A 20,200-nucleotide genomic window follows, 5' to 3' on the forward strand; every position below is an offset into this window, starting at 1 on the left:
ACAAAAAAGGAAAATAAAAAAGAAGAGACTGTTATAGAATCTTCTTGGCAAACATAACACTGAATACAGCTGAAATTACAAGCAAACTAAAAATATAGAACAAAGAAAAAAATTTTAAATTAAAGATTCCAACTAAAATGCCGATAGCAGCTAAAATTAAATAAAAAACACCAAATTGATGTAAAAATTGCGTGTTCTCATCTGGTTCACCGTTGTGCATTAAAGGTAGAAAAACAGTTGCCTTTTTTAATAAATAGATACCAATAATAACTAATAAAGCAACAGATACAAAAATAAGTATGCGAATCATGCATTGAACCTCCATCAAATAAAAAACAATTTGCACTTCGCAAATTGTTCGAAAATCTAAAAAAATGGTAAAATCCGTCGATGCCGTTATTCGTCCTATAGTATTGAACCCGCAAACAAAGCAGGTGGGTTCCACGACTGACAGCTTTGAACTACCAAATGATAAGGCATGTTACCAGCTTAGGTACCAGAAGGATCCCTAGATATCAATAAAATGTTCGGTCAACACACAAAAAAGACAACGCGCACATCACAGATTTACCATCTTTATAATAGCACAATATAGAGCAAACAGCAATGAGAGTGCTTAAATTTGAAAGCGGATTACTGTTAAGTTTTCTTTCCTTTTTTCCAATCTTGGATTCGTTGATACTGTTGGTGTAATGCTTGTTCATATTTTCCGGTATCAATCGGTTCATAGTAATGAGCATTTTTTATTTTGTCTGGAAGATACTGTTGATCGACCCAAGCATTCTCAAAATTATGAGGATAGCGATAACCAATCCCACGATTCAAATCTTTTGCACCTGAGTAATGACTATCACGTAAATAATCAGGTACATCCCCAGCTTTTCCTTCACGTATATCAGCTAAAGCAGCATCGATTGCGCTAAGCGCAGAATTTGATTTTGGTGATAGGCATAAGTCGATCACGACACTTGCAAGAGGGATTCGAGCTTCAGGAAAGCCCAATTTCTCTGCAGCTTGGACCGCTGTAATAGTCCGTGCCGCAGCTGGCGGATTACCTAAACCAATATCTTCATAAGCAATCACCATCAGGCGGCGACAAATGATCGGTAAGTCACCAGCTTCAACTAACCTAGCCAGATAATGCAGAGCCGCATCAACGTCACTCCCGCGGATCGATTTTTGAAAGGCTGAAATTACATCATAATGAGCATCACCATTTTTATCATGAGTCAGCGCTTTCCGCTGTACACATTCTTCAATGATCGAAAGGTTGATCTGAATCTCTTTATTCTCATTTTCAGGTGTTGACTTTACGGCTAATTCCAGTCCGTTCAAGGCGCTTCGTAAGTCACCGTTTGTTGCACGAGATAGATGCTGCAATGCTTTTTCTTCTAACACAACTGGAAACTCGCCTAAGCCACGTTCTTTATCTACTAATGCTTCTTTGACGGCCTTTTGAATATCCAATTCAGTCAGTGGTTTGACCTCAAAAATTTGCGTTCTACTCCGAATAGCTGGATTGATCGTGATATAGGGGTTTTCCGTTGTTGCCCCAATCATAATAATCCGACCACTTTCAAGGTGGGGTAATAAAAAGTCTTGCTTTGTTTTATCTAAACGATGAACTTCATCTAATAACAAAATCACAGTACCGCTCATTTTGGCTTCTTCCGCAACAATCTGTAGGTCTTTTTTCGTATCAGTTGCAGCATTCAATAAACGGAAAGCATAATTTGTGGAACCAGCAATGGCACTAGCAATACTTGTTTTACCCGTGCCAGGCGGACCATATAAGATCATAGAAGATAGCATCCGTGCTTCTACCATTCTACGAATGATTTTTCCAGGTCCAACAAGATGTTGTTGACCAACGACTTCATCTAAATTACGTGGACGCATACGATAAGCTAAAGGTTTTTGCATAGTTGGACCTCCTTATTTAAAAGCGTAGCTAGATAACCATAAAAGTGCAATGGGCTCGTTCAGCTCTGACAGAAAAATAGGGAATTATGACTGAGGTGTTTTTTGCCTCATTCATAATTTATCTTTTTTCCGAAGAGTTAGCCCAGGCAGCTAGATAATCTTAAGAGCGCAATAGGCTTATTTTACCAACAAAACTTGATAATAATTTCGTTATCCATTCATTATACCACAAAGAACGTACGTTTGCATTGTCCGTTGATTTACCAGTCAAAACAGGAAAAAATCAGCTTTTATCTAACTAATCGTTTCTTCTTTCAATGGATAATAGGCTTAGAATCGTGTATTATAGGAGGTGGTGAAAAATAATGAATGAGACAATAAATGTTTTTAATACAAAATCAACAGAAGAAATAGCTCAATTTTTATTGGGAATGTACTTAGAACACAAAACAGCAGCGGGTACCCTTGCAGGTTATATTGTGGATACAGAAGCTTATCTTGGTCCAGAAGATGAAGCAGCCCATAGTTTTGGATTGCGAGATACTCCTCGTTTAAAGGCGATGTATGAAAAGCCCGGAACGATTTATTTATATACTATGCATACCCATCTGATTTTAAATATGGTGACTCAAGAAAAAGGGAAACCTCAAGGAGTCATGATTCGTGCTCTTGAGCCAGTTGAAGGTATCGATAAAATGCAAATAAACCGTAATGGACGAACCGGTATCGAGTTGTCAAACGGACCTGGTAAATTGGTGGCTGCTTTAGGTATTGATAGAGACTTATATGGAGACTCGATTTTTGACAGCTCTTTACGAATTGTTCCTGAAAAAAGAAGAAGACCCAAGCAAATTATCTCACTGCCTAGAATAGGCATTCCGAATAAAGGGATTTGGACAGAATTACCGTTACGATATGTTGTTTCTGGGAATCCTTATATTTCTAAGCAACGAAGAAGTGATATCGATCAAAAGGCTTTTGGCTGGAAGGAAGAAACCAAATGAAAAAACCAACAATGTTAACTTATTTAGATCAACAAATTACCAAAAATATTACAGAATATGATGTCGCACTTGATTGGAATACCAGAAATCATTCAATCGAAGTGGTTTTCCGTTTATTCGCTGAAAATACTGCTCATGAACAAATTGATGATGCAATAGGAACTGTTTCTGAAGAAGAAATAATTGAATTTGAGGATGGTGTTTTATTTTATAACCCTGAAAAAACTTCAGTAGATGAAGACGACTATTTAGCTGTTATCCCTTATGAAGGTAAAAAAGGCATCAAGCAATCTGTATTAGACGGTTTTGTTACTTATTTAAATGAGGTGCTAACTGAAGGACAAAGTGACTTGTTAGATTTTTTAACAGATGAAAATCAGGAAGTGTTTGAACTAAAATGGTCAGATGAAGCGTTTGAAAAAGCTGTACAACAATATCAAAAAGCCGATGGCGACACATATATCGCTTATCCAAGCTATTAAAAAGAGGTGATCATATGAAATGGACAGAAGTAAAAGTTGAAACAGCTAGTGAAGCGGTTGAAGCAATTTCAAATATTATGATGGAGGCAGGTGCCAGTGGCGTTGCCATCGAAGATTCTTTAGATGTGGAAAATTTTCAAAGTGACCTTTACGGAGAGTTACTAGACAAAGAACAATTCACACATATCAAAGATGGCGCTTTAGTAATGGCTTATTTTCCTGAAACAACTTTTTTACCGGAAATATTGCCTTTTATCAAAGAAAGCATCACTCGTTTACCAGAATTTGGTTTAAATATTGGGAAAAATGACGTAACCGTAAGTGAAGTCGCTGAAAGTGATTGGGCTACTGCTTGGAAAAAATATTATCACCCAGTACGCGTTACCCGCTTTTTAACGATTGTGCCAAGCTGGGAAAAATACGAAGCGCAAGATGAGTTTGAAAAAATTATCACACTAGATCCAGGAATGGCATTTGGAACAGGAACGCATCCAACAACTCGCTTAACATTACAAGCATTAGAAACAGTATTACGTGGTGGTGAAACTTTACTGGATGTTGGAACAGGATCAGGCGTATTGAGTATTGCTAGTAAATATCTAGGGGCTAAAAATGTCTATGCTTACGACCTAGATGAAGTCGCTGTGACGGCGGCCAAAGAGAATATGGACATGAATCCGATTGCCAGCGATGTTCAGGTTTCGGCAAATGACTTACTTAAAGAAGTAACCATTGAAGCAGATGTGATCGTAGCCAATATATTAGCAGATATCATTACCTTGATGATCGAAGATGCTTGGCGTTTATTGAAAAATGACGGTACCTTGGTCGTTTCGGGAATAATTCATGAGAAAAAGGCAATGGTCATTGAAAAAATGACTGAACAGGGTTTTCTTGTGGATCAAGTTTTCCAACAAGGGGATTGGTATGCGATTATATTAAAGAAAACAGAGGAAGAGTAAGATGCAACGCTACTTTTTAACTGAGCCTTATGAAGCCAAAGAACAGTATCTAATCACAGGAGAAAACTATCATCATATTGTGCGAGTGATGCGAATGGAACCTAAACAACAAGTGTTTTTAGCTTTTAGTGACCGTTTGGCAATCATTGCTGAAATAACCGATATTACCGAAGAAGCGGTTTATTTAAAAGAAATTAGTAAAGAACAAGCTGAAAAAGAGTTGCCTATTAATGTTACGATTGCTTGCGGTTATCCTAAAGGAGATAAACTGGAATGGGTCGTTCAAAAAGGAACTGAGCTTGGCAGTCATAAATTTATTGGGTTTCCTGCTAAAGCGTCCGTTGTTAAGTGGGATCACAAAAAGCTGGCTAAAAAAACAGAACGCTTGAAAAAAATTGCTATAGAAGCTGCTGAGCAATCACATCGTCAGTTTGCGCCGGATGTTGTATTATTAGAACAAGAGCAAGAGTTGATCGATGGTTTTTCTAGTTACGATAAAGTATTGATCGCTTACGAAGAGTCTGCAAAAATTGGGGAACGCAGTCTTTTTGCAACGGCGCTTTCCGAATTGACACAAGGCGAATCGCTTTTGATCATCATTGGTCCAGAGGGAGGCTTTGCTCCTGTGGAAATAGCAGAATTTCAGAATCATGGCGGTATTATTTGTGGATTAGGACCGCGTATTTTACGAACAGAGACAGCGCCATTATATGCGTTGAGCGCTATTAGTTATCAATTTGAATTAGTGTAAGGTTTAGGGGGTTTTTTATGGAGTTAGAGTTGCAAAGACTTTCAATTATGTTAATGGATCCGGAACTTACGGATCAACGGTTTACAGAAGAAATCCTGTTCCTGAAGGAGTTTTCTGTGCGTTCTATTTTTGTTTTACCATACAATGTTGCAAGAGCAAAACAGTTATTAACTGGAACTACGATCCAAGTAGGTAGCTTTGTTGATTTTCCGTTAGGCGGTGGAACGCTAGCTAAAAAGGCATTTGAAACAGGACAGTTGTATAGAGATGGGGCAGCAGATGTTTTTGTAACAATGGCACCTGATCAACTAGAAATTTATGGCAATGAAAGTTATCAAGCTTTAGAACAACTATCATTTGGGCGGAATGCTCTGGGATTCTTTTTAGACAGTAGCCACTTGACGGATAGTCAAAAACAAAGATTAACGATGGATCTAGCAGAATTAAAAATCAATGCAATTTCATTAGGATTAAATTTAACGATGGAACAAGCGATTTATGATATGAGTATTTTCCGAACGGGTCGACGAAAACAAATGACCTTTCAAGTTAATGTAAAAGCACCAACGTTACTTGAAATCGAGCTTCTTTTTCAAGCAGGAGCATCTTATATCGGTATTAGCAATGGTCGTGAGATTTTACCGTTGATTTCAAAATGGAGCTAAAATTTGAGGAATTGAAAAACCAGAAAAATGTTAGTATAATAAAAGAGATTGGAAGTGCTACTGTTTCAAGTGGTGCTTTTCTTTTTTTAAAAGATCGATTATTTACATAAATAAAGATAACGGACTCAAAAGTAAAGGGAGTGCCTCTATTCTAGGAAGCGAAGCTGACATAGAGATAGCGGACACTACACTGACGTTTCGATCTCATCAAATTCTAAGTGCTAAAGCACTAAGAGTTGAAGGTCGGACCCAAAAGTAAAAGGAGTACCTCTATTCTAGGAAGTGAAGCGACGTAGAGATAGAGGACATCGGACCCAAAAGTAAAAGGAGTGAGAACCATGCCAAAAGAGGAGATTATGACAGGACCTGGAGTCATTAAGCTCGTGTCAAAATATATGGCGCCTCAACATGTTGCGTTTGTTCAAAAAGCCTGCGATTACGCAGAAAAAGCGCATGAGGGTCAAGTTAGACAGTCAGGTGAACCTTATTTTATCCATCCAATCCAAGTGGCTGGAATTTTAGCTGAATTACGGATGGATCCACATACTGTTGCGACAGGATTTTTACATGATGTAGTAGAAGATACTGACGTAACACTTGAAGATCTAGCAAATGAGTTTGGTGCTGACGTTGCGATGTTAGTGGATGGTGTGACCAAACTTGGTAAAATAAAATATAAATCTCACGAAGAACAATTAGCTGAAAATCACCGGAAAATGTTGTTAGCAATGGCGCAAGATTTACGTGTGATTATGGTGAAATTAGCTGACCGCTTGCACAATATGCGCACATTAAAACATTTGCGGGAAGATAAACAGCGTCGGATTGCACAAGAAACAATCGAAATCTATGCACCGCTTGCCCATCGTTTAGGGATCAGCCGGATCAAGTGGGAATTGGAAGATACCGCACTACGCTATATCAATCCAAATCAATATTACCGAATCGTTAATTTAATGCAAAGTAAAAGAGACGAACGGGAAGCTTATGTTGAAGAAGCTGTGGAAGACATTCGTTTAGCGACAGAAGATTTAGATATTTATGCTGAAATTTATGGACGTCCAAAACATATTTACTCGATTTATCGCAAAATGAAAGATCAGAAAAAACAATTCAATGAAATTTATGATTTATTGGCAATCCGTGTAATCGTTGATTCGATCAAAGATTGTTATGCTGTCTTAGGCGCGATTCACACAAAGTGGACACCAATGCCTGGACGTTTTAAAGACTATATTGCAATGCCAAAAGCTAATATGTATCAATCGATCCATACGACCGTTATCGGACCAAAAGGCAACCCTGTAGAAGTTCAAATCAGGACTCACGAAATGCATCAAATCGCTGAATTTGGGGTTGCGGCTCACTGGGCTTATAAGGAAGGTAAGACTGAAAAAGTCGATGAAGATAATGATACGAAACAATTGAGTTGGTTCCGTGAAATTCTGGAACTGCAAGATGAAAGCTACGATGCTTCTGAATTTATGGAAAGTGTTAAAGGCGATATTTTCAGCGATAAAGTCTATGTTTTCACTCCAACTGGTGAAGTGACCGAATTGCCGAAAGGCTCTGGTCCGTTAGACTTTGCTTATAGTGTGCATACTGAAATCGGGAACAAAACAACGGGTGCCAAAGTCAATGGAAAAATGGTCCAATTGGATTACACACTGAAAAATGGAGATATTATTGAAGTTTTGACCTCGCCAAACTCCTTTGGTCCAAGTCGTGACTGGTTGAAAATGGTTGCGACCAGTAAGGCGCGGAACAAAATCAAACGATTCTTTAAAGTTCAAGATCGTGAAGTCAACATTATCAAAGGTCACGACGCTATCAGTAAGTACTTGATCGAACACGGTTTTACGCCAAAAGAATTTCTAAGTAAAACGAAAATGGCGGAAGCACTAGATCGTTTTAATTTCCAAACAGAAGATGATCTTTATGCGGCTGTCGGTTATGGGGAAATCAGTGCTCAAGTGGTCTTTAATCGTTTAACAGAAAAAGAGCGAAAAGAGCAAGAAATCGAACGCCAAAAACAAGAAGCAGAAGAATTAATGACACAACCTGTCAAAAAAGAATCCGATAAGATGAAAGTTCGTCATGAGGGCGGCATCGTGATTCAAGGTGTTGAAAATCTGCTTGTTCGTATCAGTCGTTGTTGTAATCCTGTTCCTGGGGATGAAATCGTTGGATACATCACAAAAGGCCGCGGGGTTTCAATTCATAGAGCTGATTGTCCTAACGTGCAACATCAAGAAGAACTCGCCCAACGCTTGATTGAAGTGGAATGGGAAGATACTGATAATTCGAATAAAGAGTATGATGCTGATTTAGAGATTTACGGCTATAATCGCAGTGGATTATTGAATGATGTCTTACAAGTCATCAGTTCAATGACTAAAAATTTAGTGAGTGTAGAAGCCAAGCCGACTAAAAATAAAATGGCGATGATCCACGTCACAGTGAAAATCCAAAATCTAGCACATTTAAAAACAATCGTGGATAAAATTAAAAATATACCGGACGTTTATAATGTCCGTCGTACCAATGGCTAGGAGGTATAAATATGAGAGCAGTGATTCAGCGTGTAACACAAGCTGAAGTGGTGATCGAGCAACAAAGCGTTGGGAAAATCGCTCAAGGATTTATGATTTTATTGGGAATCCATGAATCAGATACAATAGATGATGTGGCTTATCTAGTTCGTAAAATCAGTAAACTTCGTGTATTTGAAGATAATGGTGGCAAAATGAATCTAAGTCTACAAGAGATTAATGGGAGTATTTTAAGCGTTTCGCAATTCACCTTGTATGCAGATACGAAAAAAGGCAACCGACCGAGCTTTATAGAAGCAGCTCGACCAGAAGTCGCAATTCCTTTATATGAGCAATTCAATAAACAATTGAAAGAATTGGCGATCCCTGTAGAGACAGGTGAATTTGGAGCTGATATGAAAGTATCATTGATCAACGATGGACCAGTCACGATCATTATTGATACAAAAGATAAATAATAGAAACATCATTCCTGAAGGTATTTGAGGGGGAATGATGTTTTTTTATAAGTTATAAGGAAAGTCACATTAAGATAGAAATGCTTGGTATAATGAAGTATCAAGCGATTGTTGAGGTGTACAATGGAAAAATACAAAGAACAATTACAACCGAAATTAAAAAAACTACCTGTACCGGAACTCTATGAAACCTTAGCTAGACTAAACGAATGGATTAGCCCTCTAGTCACAGCAGAAGAGCTAGCAGCTTTTCAAACAAAAGCGGCAATCTTTAGTACGTCTGTTGGAGCGCAGTTACAAACAGAATTAGTTGAACAAATGGAACAAACCACGGGTAGTTGGTTAGCTCCGTTATGGCAAAAAAGTTATTTAGAAAGTCGTGGACCTTTACAAAGTGAATCAAATTTTGCATTGATCATCAAAGAGGAATATTATGATCAAATCAAATCAAAAGAAGCACGAGCCGCTCAGCTGATTTATCAAATGACTAAAATTTATCTAAGTTTAGCTGACGGAACATATCCGATCGAATTTACCAAAAATAATCAACATGTAGATATGTCTTTCTACTTAAATTTTTTCAAAAGCTGTCGAATACCTGGAAATAAGCAGGATTCCTTGTATAGAGGAGAAACTCAAACAACTGAAAATTACATCATGATTTTTGTGAATGGCGTTTATTTTCGTTTAGATGTCACTGATGCATCAGGGGAAATCTATCCTTTGGAGCAATTACAAGAAAATCTGAATTATATTCAATCACTGGAGATAATCCCAAAACAAGGAGAAGAGTTGATTTCTTATCTAACTGGAGTTGAAAGAGAGAGTTCTTACGTGCTTTATCAACAACTCAAACAAGAGGAATTCAATCATCAGAACCTGAAACAAATTGAAGCTGCTTTGTTTATTTTAAGCTTTTCAAAGGGTAAAGATGAGTCAAAAGAGGAGCGCATTACCGAAGTTTTATTGAATACGAGCCATCAATTTCTGTCAAAAACAACCCAAGCAGTCATTACTAAAAATGGTCATATCGGTTTTAATATGGAGCATACTGCGATCGATGGTGTACCAACTTTGAACTTACTGACTAAAATAGTTGAATCATTTAATGATCCCGCTATGAAAATAACTACAAAATGTTCTTCTGATCTTGCTAAAAAAATGGAGTGGACTTTGACGAGCCAAATGATCGATAGCTTAGAAGCGGCGCACAAGCTCGTGGAACAAGAAAATGGTTCGTATAGTATCAAACAGCGAGTCATTTCAGCTATAGGAAAAGAACGAATGAAGCAAGCAAAAGTCAGCCCAGATGCTTTTTTCCATATTGCCTTAGCAATCGCACAGCAAAGGGTTTTTGGTAAGCTAAGATCGGTTTATGAACCAGTTGCAATGCATATGTATTATGAGGGACGAACGGAATCAGCTCGTTCAATCAGCGAAGAGAAAAAGCAATTTGTAGAAGCCTTTTACAATAAAAATAAGCGACAAAACCAAGAAGCGTTAGTCGCATTATTCTTTGAAGCTGCAATGGCGCATTCTGATCGTATTATTCAATGCCAAAACGGTAAAGGTGTGGAGCGCCATCTGTTTGGCTTGCAAAAAATGACAGTGCGTTCCAAAACAGAGACAACTACTTTTACTGCAGAAGTGCTTAAGATTTTAGGTGACGATTTTATCTCTACTACTGGGATTCCTTATAACATTTTAGAATCGTTTAGCTTTGGTCCCGTCAACAAAAGTGGTTTTGGTCTGTATTATGGTATTTTAGAGGAAGAAGTGATTTTAACTATTTCAGCTAAAATAAATCGTGAAAAGGAAGCAAGACAACTGCTAGAAGGAATAGAACAAGCGATGATTGAGTTAACGGATCTTTTAGCCATTTAAAAACGAAAGCAATACTGGAAATAATAACTAAGATGATAAAGAAGTCTTAACATTTGTTGATTTTTTTCTAAAAGGTAATATAAAATGATTTGATTAAATCGTAATCATTATGTTTTGTTTCGGCTAAAACAGAAAGGAGCTATCAAATAAAGTTGATTTAATCAATAAAATGAAAATGGGAATTCGTTTATGAAAACGGAAAAGAAAAAAAGATATACAGCATTAGGCATTTTTTTATTAGGGGCTATACTGATTAGTGGGTGCACTCAAAATAAGCATCAAGAAATAGCAAATAAGAATTCTGAAACCAGTCAGATTCCCAAAGAAGAATCAGTGCCTGATCATCAACATAAGCACACACATGACGGAGAGTTTGAAGAAGAGGACGTTCAAAATAGAACTTTGCAAGATTGGTCTGGTGATTGGCAATCGATTTATCCTTATTTACTTGATGGAACGTTAGATGAAGTACTGAAACATAAGGCGGAAGAGAAAAAAGACAAAAGTTTTGATGAGTATAAAGAGTATTATACAACAGGCTATAAGACCGATACGCAAAGAATCATTGTCGAAGAAAACACAATTGAAATTGTTAAAGGTGAGACATCTCAAAAAGCAGAGTACAAATATGATGGGTATAAAATTTTGACCTACGGTTCTGGTAAAAAAGGTGTACGCTATCTATTTAGTACGGTTGATGAAAATAGCGGTGCCCCAAAGCATATTCAATTTAGTGATCATAACATCAAGCCAACGAAAGCTGAGCATTTTCATTTGTATTTTGGAGATGAGAGTCAGGATACGCTATTGAAAGAATTGGAAAATTGGCCAACCTATTATAAGAGTGATTTATCAGGCGCCGATATTGTCCATGATATGTTGCATCATCATTAAGTTTAAAAAAAGAAATGAAGGCAAAATGCTTCATTTCTTTTTTTATTCAATTTGTACTAAAATAAAGCGGCGTATTTCCATTAACTATTGGAATTTTGGTAACAAAATGTCTTAAAAAGCAGAAAGCTAAATTTTTCTGGCTTTTCTATAGTATAATAATGGCAACTGAGTTTATCAGTAATGAAACAGATGAAGGATGGGCGCAAATTGGGAAAAATCAGAATCAATAATATGAAGTTTTACACTAAAAATGGTGTTTTACCAGAAGAACGAATTTTAGGCCAACAGTTGGAAGTTGATGTGGAATTAAGATTATCATTAGATCAAGCTGGTAAAACAGATGATGTGAATGACACCGTTAGTTATGCTGAAGTGAATGATCAAATTGCGCAACGGTTAACCACTCATTCTTATAACTTAATAGAAGCTGTCGCTTCAGCAATTTTAGATGATATTGAAGCAGAACATGGCAAAAAATTAACAAGTGCTCTTGTTCGTGTTAGAAAATATAGTGTACCAATGCCAGGAGTATTTGATAATATCGAAATCGAAATGGAAAGAGACTTCATATGACAATTAGCTATTTAGCTTTAGGGAGTAATTTAGGTGATCGCTTAGAAACGTTGCAAAAAGCCGTTAAATTATTGGATCAAGAACCTGAGATTCAGGTCATCAAAAAATCAAAACTTTATGAAACATTGCCATATGGTGATGTTCCTCAAGAAAACTATTATAATGCTGTAATTCAAATCAATACAACTTATGATCCTCTGCAATTATTAAACAAAACACAGGCAATTGAAAAAAAATTAGGCAGAGAGCGTTTGATCCATTGGGGACCGCGGACGTTAGATATTGATATTTTATTGATGAATGGTGAAAAAATAGCAACAGACCGTTTAACTATTCCACACAAAGAAATGCTTAAACGATCCTTTGTGTTAGTTCCATTAAAAGATGTTTACTCAGAAGAGACATATCAAGGAAAATCGTTTGATCAGTTGATCGCAACTACAGGGAATCAAGCAGAAGTTTGGCTTAGTAAAGAAAGTTGGTAAGAAGATGGATGAAAAACAATTAGCCGTAATTGAGCAGGCAGTAAAACAAATCCTAAGTGCAATTGGAGAAGACCCCGATAGAGCAGGCGTTAAAGATACACCAACTCGAGTAGCTAAAATGTATAAGGAAGTATTTTCTTCATTAAGAGCGCCAGAGTTTGATGATTATGCATTATTTGACAGTCTGAATGAAGACGATATGGTACTAGTCAAAGACATTCAATTTTATTCAATGTGCGAGCATCATCTATTACCGTTTTATGGGAAAGTCCATGTTGCTTATATCCCTGATGCAAGCAAAGTTTTAGGTTTAAGTAAGTTGCCCCGTTTGGTAGAAAATTGTGCCAAACGTCCAAGTGTACAAGAAGACCTAACCATCATGATCGCAAACAAATTAGTTGAACATGTACCTGTTAAAGGTGTGGCTGTAGCAATTGAGGCTGAACACATGTGTATGACGATGCGTGGTGTTAAATCACCTAGTAGCGTAACGAAAACTTTTCATTATCAAGGTGTATTTAAAACCGATAAAGAATGTAAAAATGATTTTTTAAAAGCAATCAAGGCATAAGGAATGAGTAGAATGAAAATCATTGTCGGTACGAATAACCAAGGCAAGCTACAAGAAATGCAGTCCGCTTATCCTCAGGACCAGATTCAGTTTGATTCATATACCAACTATACGAAAAAAGAGTGTGAGATCGCAGAAACTGGTAAAACATATGCTGAAAATGCACTGATCAAGGCTCGATTTTATGCGGAAATACTTGGAAAACCGGTATTAGCTGATGATGGTGGCTTAGAAATTGAAGCTTTCCCTGAACTCTTAGGCGTTGAGACAGCGCGATTTTTTAAATCTGGGATGACAGACACCCAAAAAAATCGACAGCTTTTTCGTTTATTTGACGAACAAAATACAGTATCACGAGCAATAAGTTTACATGCTGTATTGGTTTATGCTTGGCCAAATGGTGAGTATCTTCTTTCAGGAAAAGAGCTCAAAGGAGAATTGACAACAAAAGAAGTAGGCGAAATGGGCTATGGCTTTGATAAAATTTTTTATCTACCAGAAAAACATAAAACCCTTGCTCAGTTACCCAAAGCGCAACGGAATGATCTAAGTCCAAGAGTATCGGCATTGAAGCAATTGGTTGGAAAATTAAAGGAGCAGAAAAGATGATAAAAGAGGGATACTTTACTAAAAAAGAACCCCAAATTATGGGAATCTTAAATGTGACACCTGATTCATTTTCAGATGGCGGCCAATTTAATGAACTAGCTAAAGCAATGGCTCACTGTGAAGAAATGTTGGCAGCAAATGTTGATATCATTGACATTGGTGGCCAATCTACACGTCCAAATTATCAAGAGATTTCAGCGAAAGAAGAAAAGGAAAGAATCTTGCCGATCATACGAGCAGTCAGAAAAAAAACAGACAAACCGATTTCAATCGATACGTATTTTCCAGAAGTTGCCGATGCAGCACTAGCAGCAGGAGCGAATGTCATCAATGATATCAAAGGGTTGGATACGAATGGTATGATTGAGATCGCACAAAAATATCCTGATTGTGGTGTGATCATCATGCATTCACGTCCAAGACGTACTGAATTATCAGTAGCTGACGATATTCAACAGTTTTATCAAGAAAAAATAGAACTTTGTCAAAAATCGGAAATTGATTCAATGCGAATTTGTTTTGATCCAGGAATTGGTTTTGGCAAATCACAAGAAGAAAATATAGAGATCTTAAAACATCCAGAAGCTTTTCGATATCAAGATTATCCGTTGTTATATGGCGTATCAAGAAAACGAACGATTGCGGCATTGACTAATGAAGCAGACCCAACAGAACGTGACTTCGGCTCGATTGCCGCTTCATTATTTGCTGTCAATAAAGGTATCGAGATCGTTCGAGTTCATCATGTCAAAGGGATGAGAGACACGTTGAATGTGTGGCAGACACTGAGTAGCAAATAATGATTGTTGCTATTTGTTACGGTAGTTAATGAACTGCTCGTTGAAATTCTGCTTGACTTTATTTCCAATCTCTAGTAATTTATAGATACTATAAAAAAATCGATGAAAGAACGAGTAGATTTCAAACTAACTGTAGAAGAGAAAGTTGCCATGGCTGAAAGCAACTTCATTAGAGAAATCGAAAGACATTCTGGAGATGAACGGAGGAAAAGCCGTTCCGTTACGAGCGTTAATCGTTGGAGGAAAGAGCAATCTTTCGAACTTAGGTGGTACCGCGTGTGTCTATTCACTCGCCCTTGTATTTAATACAAGGGCGAGTTTTTGTTGTGAATCACCACGACTGGCTCCGCCAGAGTGGATGATGAACAATACTTGGCGAACGAAGTGAGAGAAGTTTCCGTACTAGGAATCACCAAACCTCGTAATCGAAACAAAAAGCAATGATCAGCGAAGGAAAATTATAATCTAATCTTACAACCAGCTCTAAAGCTACTTCAAACCAATCAAACTTTACCAAAATAGAATACAAACAATGAACAATAAATAGGAGATGAAGAATGTGAGTTATCAAAAACCAAAAGGAACCAATGACTTATTACCAGGAACTTCCGAAAAATGGCAGTTTGTTGAAGAAACAGCACGTTTGATTTTTCGAGACTACCAATATGAAGAAATCCGTACGCCGATTTTTGAACACTATGAAGTCATTTCTCGCAGCGTAGGAGATACAACAGATATCGTGTCAAAAGAAATGTATGACTTTTACGATAAAGGGGATCGTCATGTAACCTTACGTCCAGAGGGAACAGCACCAATCGTTCGTTCTTTTATTGAAAATAAATTATTTGGACCTGAATTTGCGAAACCATATAAAACTTATTATATGGGACCAATGTTTCGTTATGAACGTCCTCAAGCAGGTCGTTTGAGACAATTCCATCAAATCGGAGCAGAAGCTTTCGGTAGCGTGAATCCAGCGGTTGATGTTGAAAGTATGGCAATGGCTTTAGACTTTTTCAAACAATTAGGCATCAATCAAATTCGATTAGTGATCAACTCTTTAGGCGATAAAGCGACAAGAAAGGTGTATCGTCAAGCGTTGATTGATTATTTAGAACCAAAAGCAGCTGAATTGAGTGAGGATTCAAAACGTCGTTTGCACGAGAATCCATTGCGTGTATTAGATAGTAAAGATAAAAAAGATCAAGCGATCGTAGCAGAGGCACCCTCGATTTTAGATTATCTTAGCGAGGCATCAAAAGAACATTTTGAAACAGTTAAAACAATGCTAAACGAATTGAATATCCCGTTTGAAGTGGATAGCAATATGGTTCGTGGGCTAGACTATTACACAGATACGATTTTTGAAGTAATGAGTGAAGCACCTGGCATGGGCGCACAAGCAACGATTTGTGCTGGTGGGCGTTATGATGGATTAGTTGAAGAATTAGGAGGACCTGCAACTCCTGGTTTTGGTTTTGCGATGGGAATCGAGCGTATTTTGATTACAATGGAGGCAGAAGGGGTTGCAGTTCCTGTAATCAATGAAATCGATGCTTATGTAGTTGGAATCGGTGAGCAAACAAATATTACATCGCTAAAACTAGTTCAAGCGATTCGTAATTTTGGTTTTTCAGCTGATCGTGATTTTATGGATCGTAAAGCCAAAGCGCAATTTAAAACAGCCGCTAAATTAAACGCCAAACTAGCATTGACATTAGGTGAAACTGAATTAGCAGAAGGCGTTGTAAATGTAAAATCAATGGCCAATCGTAATGAAAAAGCATTTCCACTATCAGATATTTATGAAAGATTCGATGAAGTCTATGATGAAATGATGACCGTGATGTTTGATCAATAAAAAGTAAAAAATGAAGAGGAGCAAAAATCAATGGCAAAAAGAACAGTATACTGTGGAGAAGTTTCTGCAGATTTAGTAGGACAAGTAATTACCTTAAAAGGGTGGGTGCAAAAGCGCCGTGACTTAGGTGGCGTTATTTTTATCGATTTACGTGACCGTGAAGGAATTGCGCAAGTGGTCTTCAATCCAGCCCACTCAAAAGAGGCGTGGGAAATTGCAGATAAATGCCGTAGTGAATATGTAATCGAAATTACTGGTGAGCTAACTTATCGTGACAAAGAAGCAATCAACCCTAAAATGAAAACTGGTGAATTTGAAGTGATGGCAACAGACATCACGATTTTAAATACAGCGAAAACACCACCGTTTTTAATTGAAGATGAAAACAATGTTGGCGATGAAATTCGTATGAAATATCGTTATTTAGATTTACGTCGTCCACAAATGACTGCAAACTTAAAATTACGTCATGAAGTAACAAAATCGATTCGTCATTATTTAGATGATACTGATTTTATCGATATCGAAACACCTTATTTTGGTAAATCAACACCAGAAGGCGCGCGTGACTACTTAGTTCCTTCACGTGTCCATGCAGGTCATTTTTATGCGTTACCACAATCACCACAAATTTTTAAACAATTGTTGATGAATGCAGGTTTCGATCGTTATTATCAAATCGTTCGTTGTTTCCGTGATGAAGATCTACGTGGGGACCGTCAACCAGAATTTACCCAAGTCGATTTAGAAACAACCTTCTTGTCTCCAGAAGAAATTCAAACAATGACTGAAGAAATGTTAGCGAAAGTGATGCGTGAAACAAAAGGAATCGAAGTGACGTTACCATTCCCTCGTATCAGCTATGATGAAGCGATGTCACGTTATGGAAGCGACAAACCAGATACACGTTTCGATATGGAATTGATCGATATCGCTGATGTGGTCAAAGATGTTGATTTCAAAGTTTTCCAAATGGCGCTTGAAAATGGCGGACATGTTAAAGCGTTGAACGCTAAAGGCGCAGCAGATAAATATTCTAGAAAAGATATGGATAATCTAGGTACCTATGTAAGTCAATTTGGTGGCAAAGGACTTGCTTGGTTAAAAGTAGAAGAAGAAGGTCTAAAAGGACCGATTGCAAAATTCTTAACAGAGGTTTCAGATGACTTGATCAAAGCAACAAATGCTGAGGTTGGCGATATCTTGATGTTTGGTGCAGACAAACCAGAAATCGTTGCGGCTGCTTTGGGCGCTGTTCGTTCTCGCTTAGGGAAAGAATTAGGGTTGATCAATGAGTCTAAATTTAATTTCCTATGGGTTATTGATTGGCCATTATTTGAATATGATGAAGAAGCTGGTCGATACGTTTCTGCTCACCATCCATTCACGCAACCAAAAGAATCTGATATTGAATTACTTTCGACAGATCCAGCAAAAGTCTATGCTGAAGCATATGATATCGTCTTGAACGGTTATGAATTAGGTGGTGGTTCGCTGCGTATTCACAAACGTGATTTACAAGAAAAAATGTTTGAAACACTAGGATTTACGAAAGAATCAGCGCAAGAGCAGTTTGGCTTCTTATTAGATGCTTTAGACTACGGCTTCCCTCCACACGGTGGAATCGCATTAGGTTTAGACCGTTTAGTAATGTTATTAGCGGGTGAAAACAATATTCGTGAAGTGATTGCTTTCCCTAAAAACGGAAAAGCAGCTGATCCAATGACAAGTGCACCAAGTGTGGTTTCACCGTTACAATTATTTGAATTGAACATTGATGTAACTGCGATAGATGAATAAATCTTGACTTAGTCAGAGAATAACGAGCTTTCAATAAACTACCATCGTTTATTGGAAGCTTTTTTCTGATCTCATAAGCGAAAATAGCCCTTTCAATAAAAGAATAGTTCCTCTATAATTTAAATAGGAGATTTGGTTAAAGGAGTGGGGAAATTGAAAAATAAGAATCATATATTTTTTTTGATGATTGTTGTCGTATTAACCGTTTTTGCAGGATTGTCCTTTTATGTGTTTAGACCAACAAGTGTTGAAACATATAATAAGGAAATCAAAGGGCTGCAAGAAGCAGAACAAAACGATTTACATGAGCAAAATGAACCGCCAAAAATGGCTAGTCAAAAGCAAACGGATGTATTAGTCAAGGGGGAGTCACTCTATGTGACCTATGACTCAGGTGAGAATTGGGAAGAAGTTCCTGAACGTTTAGAAAAGATTCAATTTGGCGAATATACGCCTTCTTATGATAACGAGTTGATGGAAAACAGCTATTTTTTAACAAAAGAAAAAACGTCATTTCTATATGAAGATCTAGGTTTGAAGCTAATACAAACGGTGGATCAAGGGAAAACGTGGCAAAGATATGAGATTTCCCAAGAAAATGCTGGTATTCGTTTTAGAAAGATCGATTTTCTAAGCAAAGATTTTGGCTATGTGATTTACTCTGGTGGTCGAGTTGCTCGTCAAGAAGGAACAGTAGCATATTTAACACACGATGGTGGGAAAACTTGGGAAGAAACGGCTAATACCAATCAAACATCATTGGTTCAAGCTGGTGGTTTTGTTGATGAAAATACAGGCTTTTTATCTTTCGGAGCAGCACCTAATTTACAAGTCACAAAAGATGGCGGAGCTAGTTGGAAAGCTGCGACGATTCAGGTGCCGGAAGAGTATAAAGCTATTTTTTTAGTGGCTGAAATGCCAGCTAAATCTGGGGATCAATTAGAACTTTTGCTAAATCAAGGAGAAGTTGGTGACTACAGAGGTGGCTTAGTAAAAGGGAAATTTATTTCAAAAGATAATGGTGAAAATTGGGTGTTTGATCGTGAGGTAGAGGCAGATGAGGAGTAAGACAAAAATAAAAAAAGTTAGCGGGATCATCTTTTTGATGTTGCTGATTCTATGCTTGCTGTTTTTAGGTGGATTCATGGTTATTTCTTCGAGAGGGTTCGATTTGATTAGTGATTGGCTTCTTTTAGCTGCGATAGTAGGAAGCTTTTTGTTTTTAGGCTTGACGCTACTATGCTTGATCGACCTAGATAAGAAAAGAAAAATTCAGATAATTTGGCTTGAAATCGCGGTGATTATCATAGTAAGTATCCTCTTTGGATTGGTAAAGCCAAAAGAAAAAACAATTATGAGCCTTTCACCAGATGCAAAACAGTTTTTTTTAGTGAAGGAAACAAGTAATGATCATGCATTATACTATTTCAATAATTATTATCTAGTGGTTGCACGCTTAAAAGAAAAACTACCTGTTGGGGAGATCACGGATTATCAACTAACGTGGCTAACGAATGAAACCTGTGTTTTGGTGTATCGTTCAAAAGACCAAGCCTTACATCAATATATTGGCACATATGGTGGACGAAAAATAGCCTATTCTTATGTGTTATCAAATCTGACAGGTTCTTGGGTATCAAAAGATGGAAGGACCAGTTTAACGTCCAGCGGGGCAACAGGAGTTGTGATCCAAGCGAACGGGGAAGTAGAAAAATATCCATTCGAGCAAGCCAAGCAATTTGGAACCACTGCCTTAGCTTTAAACGATGGTAAGAATGCTAAATGGTCGATTAGTTTAAACTCTGAAAATGAGTATAACGATCAAGGAGACTTACTTAAAAATGCTCAGACAAAAATCATTCTATTAAAGGCTGGACTTGACGAGCCACAAAAAGTCGAGTTGTATTTTAAACAATAGACGAAATA

Annotated in this window: 19 protein-coding genes, 1 other RNA gene, 1 pseudogene and 1 other annotated feature; of the genes and pseudogenes, 18 read left to right on the forward strand and 3 right to left on the reverse strand. The window is 37.4% G+C overall.

Features of this window, described 5'->3' with window-relative positions; all coding sequences use genetic code 11:
- Positions 1-31 precede the first annotated feature (31 nt).
- The 3 genes from A5866_RS15720 to A5866_RS15730 form a co-directional block, all read right to left on the reverse strand.
- On the reverse strand, positions 32-310 hold the full coding sequence (locus A5866_RS15720; protein ID WP_086280618.1) for a hypothetical protein: 279 nt from the start codon (positions 308-310) through the stop codon (positions 32-34).
- Positions 311-377: 67 nt separating this feature from the next.
- Positions 378-571, reverse strand: a non-coding RNA gene (gene ssrS, locus A5866_RS15725) — 6S RNA.
- 68 nt (positions 572-639) lie between these two features.
- The gene (locus A5866_RS15730) at positions 640-1,923 is read right to left on the reverse strand and encodes a replication-associated recombination protein A (RefSeq protein WP_086444876.1); all 1,284 of its coding nucleotides are present in this window, start codon (positions 1,921-1,923) and stop codon (positions 640-642) included.
- Between the two features lie 365 nt (positions 1,924-2,288).
- Between A5866_RS15730 and A5866_RS15735 the strand changes: the two are divergent.
- The 18 genes and pseudogenes from A5866_RS15735 (at position 2,289) to A5866_RS15820 (ending at position 20,192) form a co-directional block, all read left to right on the forward strand.
- Positions 2,289-2,988 (forward strand): annotated as a pseudogene (locus tag A5866_RS15735) (DNA-3-methyladenine glycosylase).
- Positions 2,924-3,409: a DUF3013 family protein gene (locus tag A5866_RS15740; RefSeq protein ID WP_086444875.1), complete on the forward strand. Its 486-nt coding sequence runs from the start codon at positions 2,924-2,926 to the stop codon at positions 3,407-3,409. The pseudogene A5866_RS15735 and the gene A5866_RS15740 overlap by 65 nt, the downstream one beginning before the upstream one ends.
- Before the next feature lie 14 nt (positions 3,410-3,423).
- Complete coding sequence (gene prmA, locus A5866_RS15745; protein ID WP_086444874.1) at positions 3,424-4,371, forward strand: 50S ribosomal protein L11 methyltransferase; 948 nt, start codon at positions 3,424-3,426, stop codon at positions 4,369-4,371.
- A gap of 1 nt (position 4,372) precedes the next feature.
- Positions 4,373-5,122, forward strand: a complete 750-nt coding sequence (locus A5866_RS15750) for a 16S rRNA (uracil(1498)-N(3))-methyltransferase (protein ID WP_086444873.1) — start codon at positions 4,373-4,375, stop codon at positions 5,120-5,122.
- Positions 5,123-5,139: 17 nt separating this feature from the next.
- Positions 5,140-5,787, forward strand: a complete 648-nt coding sequence (locus A5866_RS15755) for a deoxyribose-phosphate aldolase (RefSeq protein WP_086280634.1) — start codon at positions 5,140-5,142, stop codon at positions 5,785-5,787.
- A 338-nt stretch (positions 5,788-6,125) separates the two neighbouring features.
- Positions 6,126-8,339, forward strand: coding sequence for a RelA/SpoT family protein (locus A5866_RS15760; protein ID WP_086280639.1), 2,214 nt, complete (start codon positions 6,126-6,128; stop codon positions 8,337-8,339).
- A gap of 11 nt (positions 8,340-8,350) precedes the next feature.
- Entirely contained in the window at positions 8,351-8,797 is a 447-nt protein-coding gene (gene dtd / locus A5866_RS15765; RefSeq protein WP_086280640.1) for a D-aminoacyl-tRNA deacylase, read from the forward strand.
- 123 nt (positions 8,798-8,920) lie between these two features.
- Complete coding sequence (locus A5866_RS15770) at positions 8,921-10,681, forward strand: choline/carnitine O-acyltransferase (RefSeq protein WP_086444872.1); 1,761 nt, start codon at positions 8,921-8,923, stop codon at positions 10,679-10,681.
- A gap of 189 nt (positions 10,682-10,870) precedes the next feature.
- Positions 10,871-11,575, forward strand: coding sequence for a metal-binding protein ZinT (locus tag A5866_RS15775; protein ID WP_086444871.1), 705 nt, complete (start codon positions 10,871-10,873; stop codon positions 11,573-11,575).
- 207 nt (positions 11,576-11,782) lie between these two features.
- A complete protein-coding gene (gene folB / locus A5866_RS15780) occupies positions 11,783-12,148 on the forward strand; it encodes a dihydroneopterin aldolase (RefSeq protein ID WP_086280644.1) in 366 nt (121 codons plus the stop codon).
- On the forward strand, positions 12,145-12,633 hold the full coding sequence (gene folK / locus A5866_RS15785) for a 2-amino-4-hydroxy-6-hydroxymethyldihydropteridine diphosphokinase (RefSeq protein ID WP_086280645.1): 489 nt from the start codon (positions 12,145-12,147) through the stop codon (positions 12,631-12,633). Before folB ends, folK begins: the two co-directional genes overlap by 4 nt.
- Before the next feature lie 4 nt (positions 12,634-12,637).
- On the forward strand, positions 12,638-13,204 hold the full coding sequence (folE, locus tag A5866_RS15790) for a GTP cyclohydrolase I FolE (RefSeq protein WP_086280647.1): 567 nt from the start codon (positions 12,638-12,640) through the stop codon (positions 13,202-13,204).
- Between the two features lie 12 nt (positions 13,205-13,216).
- Positions 13,217-13,813 (forward strand): non-canonical purine NTP pyrophosphatase, encoded by a 597-nt coding sequence (locus A5866_RS15795; RefSeq protein ID WP_086444870.1) that lies wholly within the window; start codon positions 13,217-13,219, stop codon positions 13,811-13,813.
- Entirely contained in the window at positions 13,810-14,613 is an 804-nt protein-coding gene (gene folP, locus A5866_RS15800; RefSeq protein WP_086444869.1) for a dihydropteroate synthase, read from the forward strand. Before A5866_RS15795 ends, folP begins: the two co-directional genes overlap by 4 nt.
- A gap of 93 nt (positions 14,614-14,706) precedes the next feature.
- Positions 14,707-14,914: a binding site (T-box leader), on the forward strand.
- A gap of 258 nt (positions 14,915-15,172) precedes the next feature.
- Positions 15,173-16,474: a histidine--tRNA ligase gene (gene hisS, locus A5866_RS15805; protein WP_086444867.1), complete on the forward strand. Its 1,302-nt coding sequence runs from the start codon at positions 15,173-15,175 to the stop codon at positions 16,472-16,474.
- Between the two features lie 30 nt (positions 16,475-16,504).
- The gene (gene aspS, locus A5866_RS15810; protein ID WP_086444866.1) at positions 16,505-18,274 is read left to right on the forward strand and encodes an aspartate--tRNA ligase; all 1,770 of its coding nucleotides are present in this window, start codon (positions 16,505-16,507) and stop codon (positions 18,272-18,274) included.
- A gap of 144 nt (positions 18,275-18,418) precedes the next feature.
- Positions 18,419-19,342 carry a VPS10 domain-containing protein gene (locus tag A5866_RS15815; protein ID WP_254907582.1) on the forward strand — a complete coding sequence of 308 codons (924 nt, stop codon included), beginning with the start codon at positions 18,419-18,421 and terminating at the stop codon, positions 19,340-19,342.
- On the forward strand, positions 19,332-20,192 hold the full coding sequence (locus A5866_RS15820; RefSeq protein WP_086444864.1) for a hypothetical protein: 861 nt from the start codon (positions 19,332-19,334) through the stop codon (positions 20,190-20,192). The genes A5866_RS15815 and A5866_RS15820 overlap by 11 nt, the downstream gene beginning before the upstream one ends.
- The last annotated feature ends 8 nt before the right edge of the window (positions 20,193-20,200 follow it).

Origin of the sequence: Enterococcus sp. 12C11_DIV0727 (genome assembly GCF_002148425.2) — a bacterium.
Lineage (GTDB): Bacteria > Bacillota > Bacilli > Lactobacillales > Enterococcaceae > Enterococcus_L > Enterococcus_L lemimoniae.

Excerpts from the sequence above, each read along its gene's own strand:
- A5866_RS15770 (WP_086444872.1), top strand. The coding sequence starts at position 8,921 with ATGGAAAAATACAAAGAACAATTACAACCGAAATTAAAAAAACTACCT.
- A5866_RS15740 (WP_086444875.1), top strand. The coding sequence starts at position 2,924 with ATGAAAAAACCAACAATGTTAACTTATTTAGATCAACAAATTACCAAA.
- A5866_RS15760 (WP_086280639.1), top strand. The coding sequence starts at position 6,126 with ATGCCAAAAGAGGAGATTATGACAGGACCTGGAGTCATTAAGCTCGTG.
- folK (WP_086280645.1), top strand. The coding sequence starts at position 12,145 with ATGACAATTAGCTATTTAGCTTTAGGGAGTAATTTAGGTGATCGCTTA.
- dtd (WP_086280640.1), top strand. The coding sequence starts at position 8,351 with ATGAGAGCAGTGATTCAGCGTGTAACACAAGCTGAAGTGGTGATCGAG.
- A5866_RS15820 (WP_086444864.1), top strand. The coding sequence starts at position 19,332 with ATGAGGAGTAAGACAAAAATAAAAAAAGTTAGCGGGATCATCTTTTTG.
- folE (WP_086280647.1), top strand. The coding sequence starts at position 12,638 with ATGGATGAAAAACAATTAGCCGTAATTGAGCAGGCAGTAAAACAAATC.
- prmA (WP_086444874.1), top strand. The coding sequence starts at position 3,424 with ATGAAATGGACAGAAGTAAAAGTTGAAACAGCTAGTGAAGCGGTTGAA.
- aspS (WP_086444866.1), top strand. The coding sequence starts at position 16,505 with ATGGCAAAAAGAACAGTATACTGTGGAGAAGTTTCTGCAGATTTAGTA.
- A5866_RS15730 (WP_086444876.1), bottom strand. The coding sequence starts at position 1,923 with ATGCAAAAACCTTTAGCTTATCGTATGCGTCCACGTAATTTAGATGAA.
- A5866_RS15775 (WP_086444871.1), top strand. The coding sequence starts at position 10,871 with ATGAAAACGGAAAAGAAAAAAAGATATACAGCATTAGGCATTTTTTTA.
- A5866_RS15750 (WP_086444873.1), top strand. The coding sequence starts at position 4,373 with ATGCAACGCTACTTTTTAACTGAGCCTTATGAAGCCAAAGAACAGTAT.
- A5866_RS15795 (WP_086444870.1), top strand. The coding sequence starts at position 13,217 with ATGAAAATCATTGTCGGTACGAATAACCAAGGCAAGCTACAAGAAATG.
- A5866_RS15755 (WP_086280634.1), top strand. The coding sequence starts at position 5,140 with ATGGAGTTAGAGTTGCAAAGACTTTCAATTATGTTAATGGATCCGGAA.
- A5866_RS15720 (WP_086280618.1), bottom strand. The coding sequence starts at position 310 with ATGATTCGCATACTTATTTTTGTATCTGTTGCTTTATTAGTTATTATT.
- folP (WP_086444869.1), top strand. The coding sequence starts at position 13,810 with ATGATAAAAGAGGGATACTTTACTAAAAAAGAACCCCAAATTATGGGA.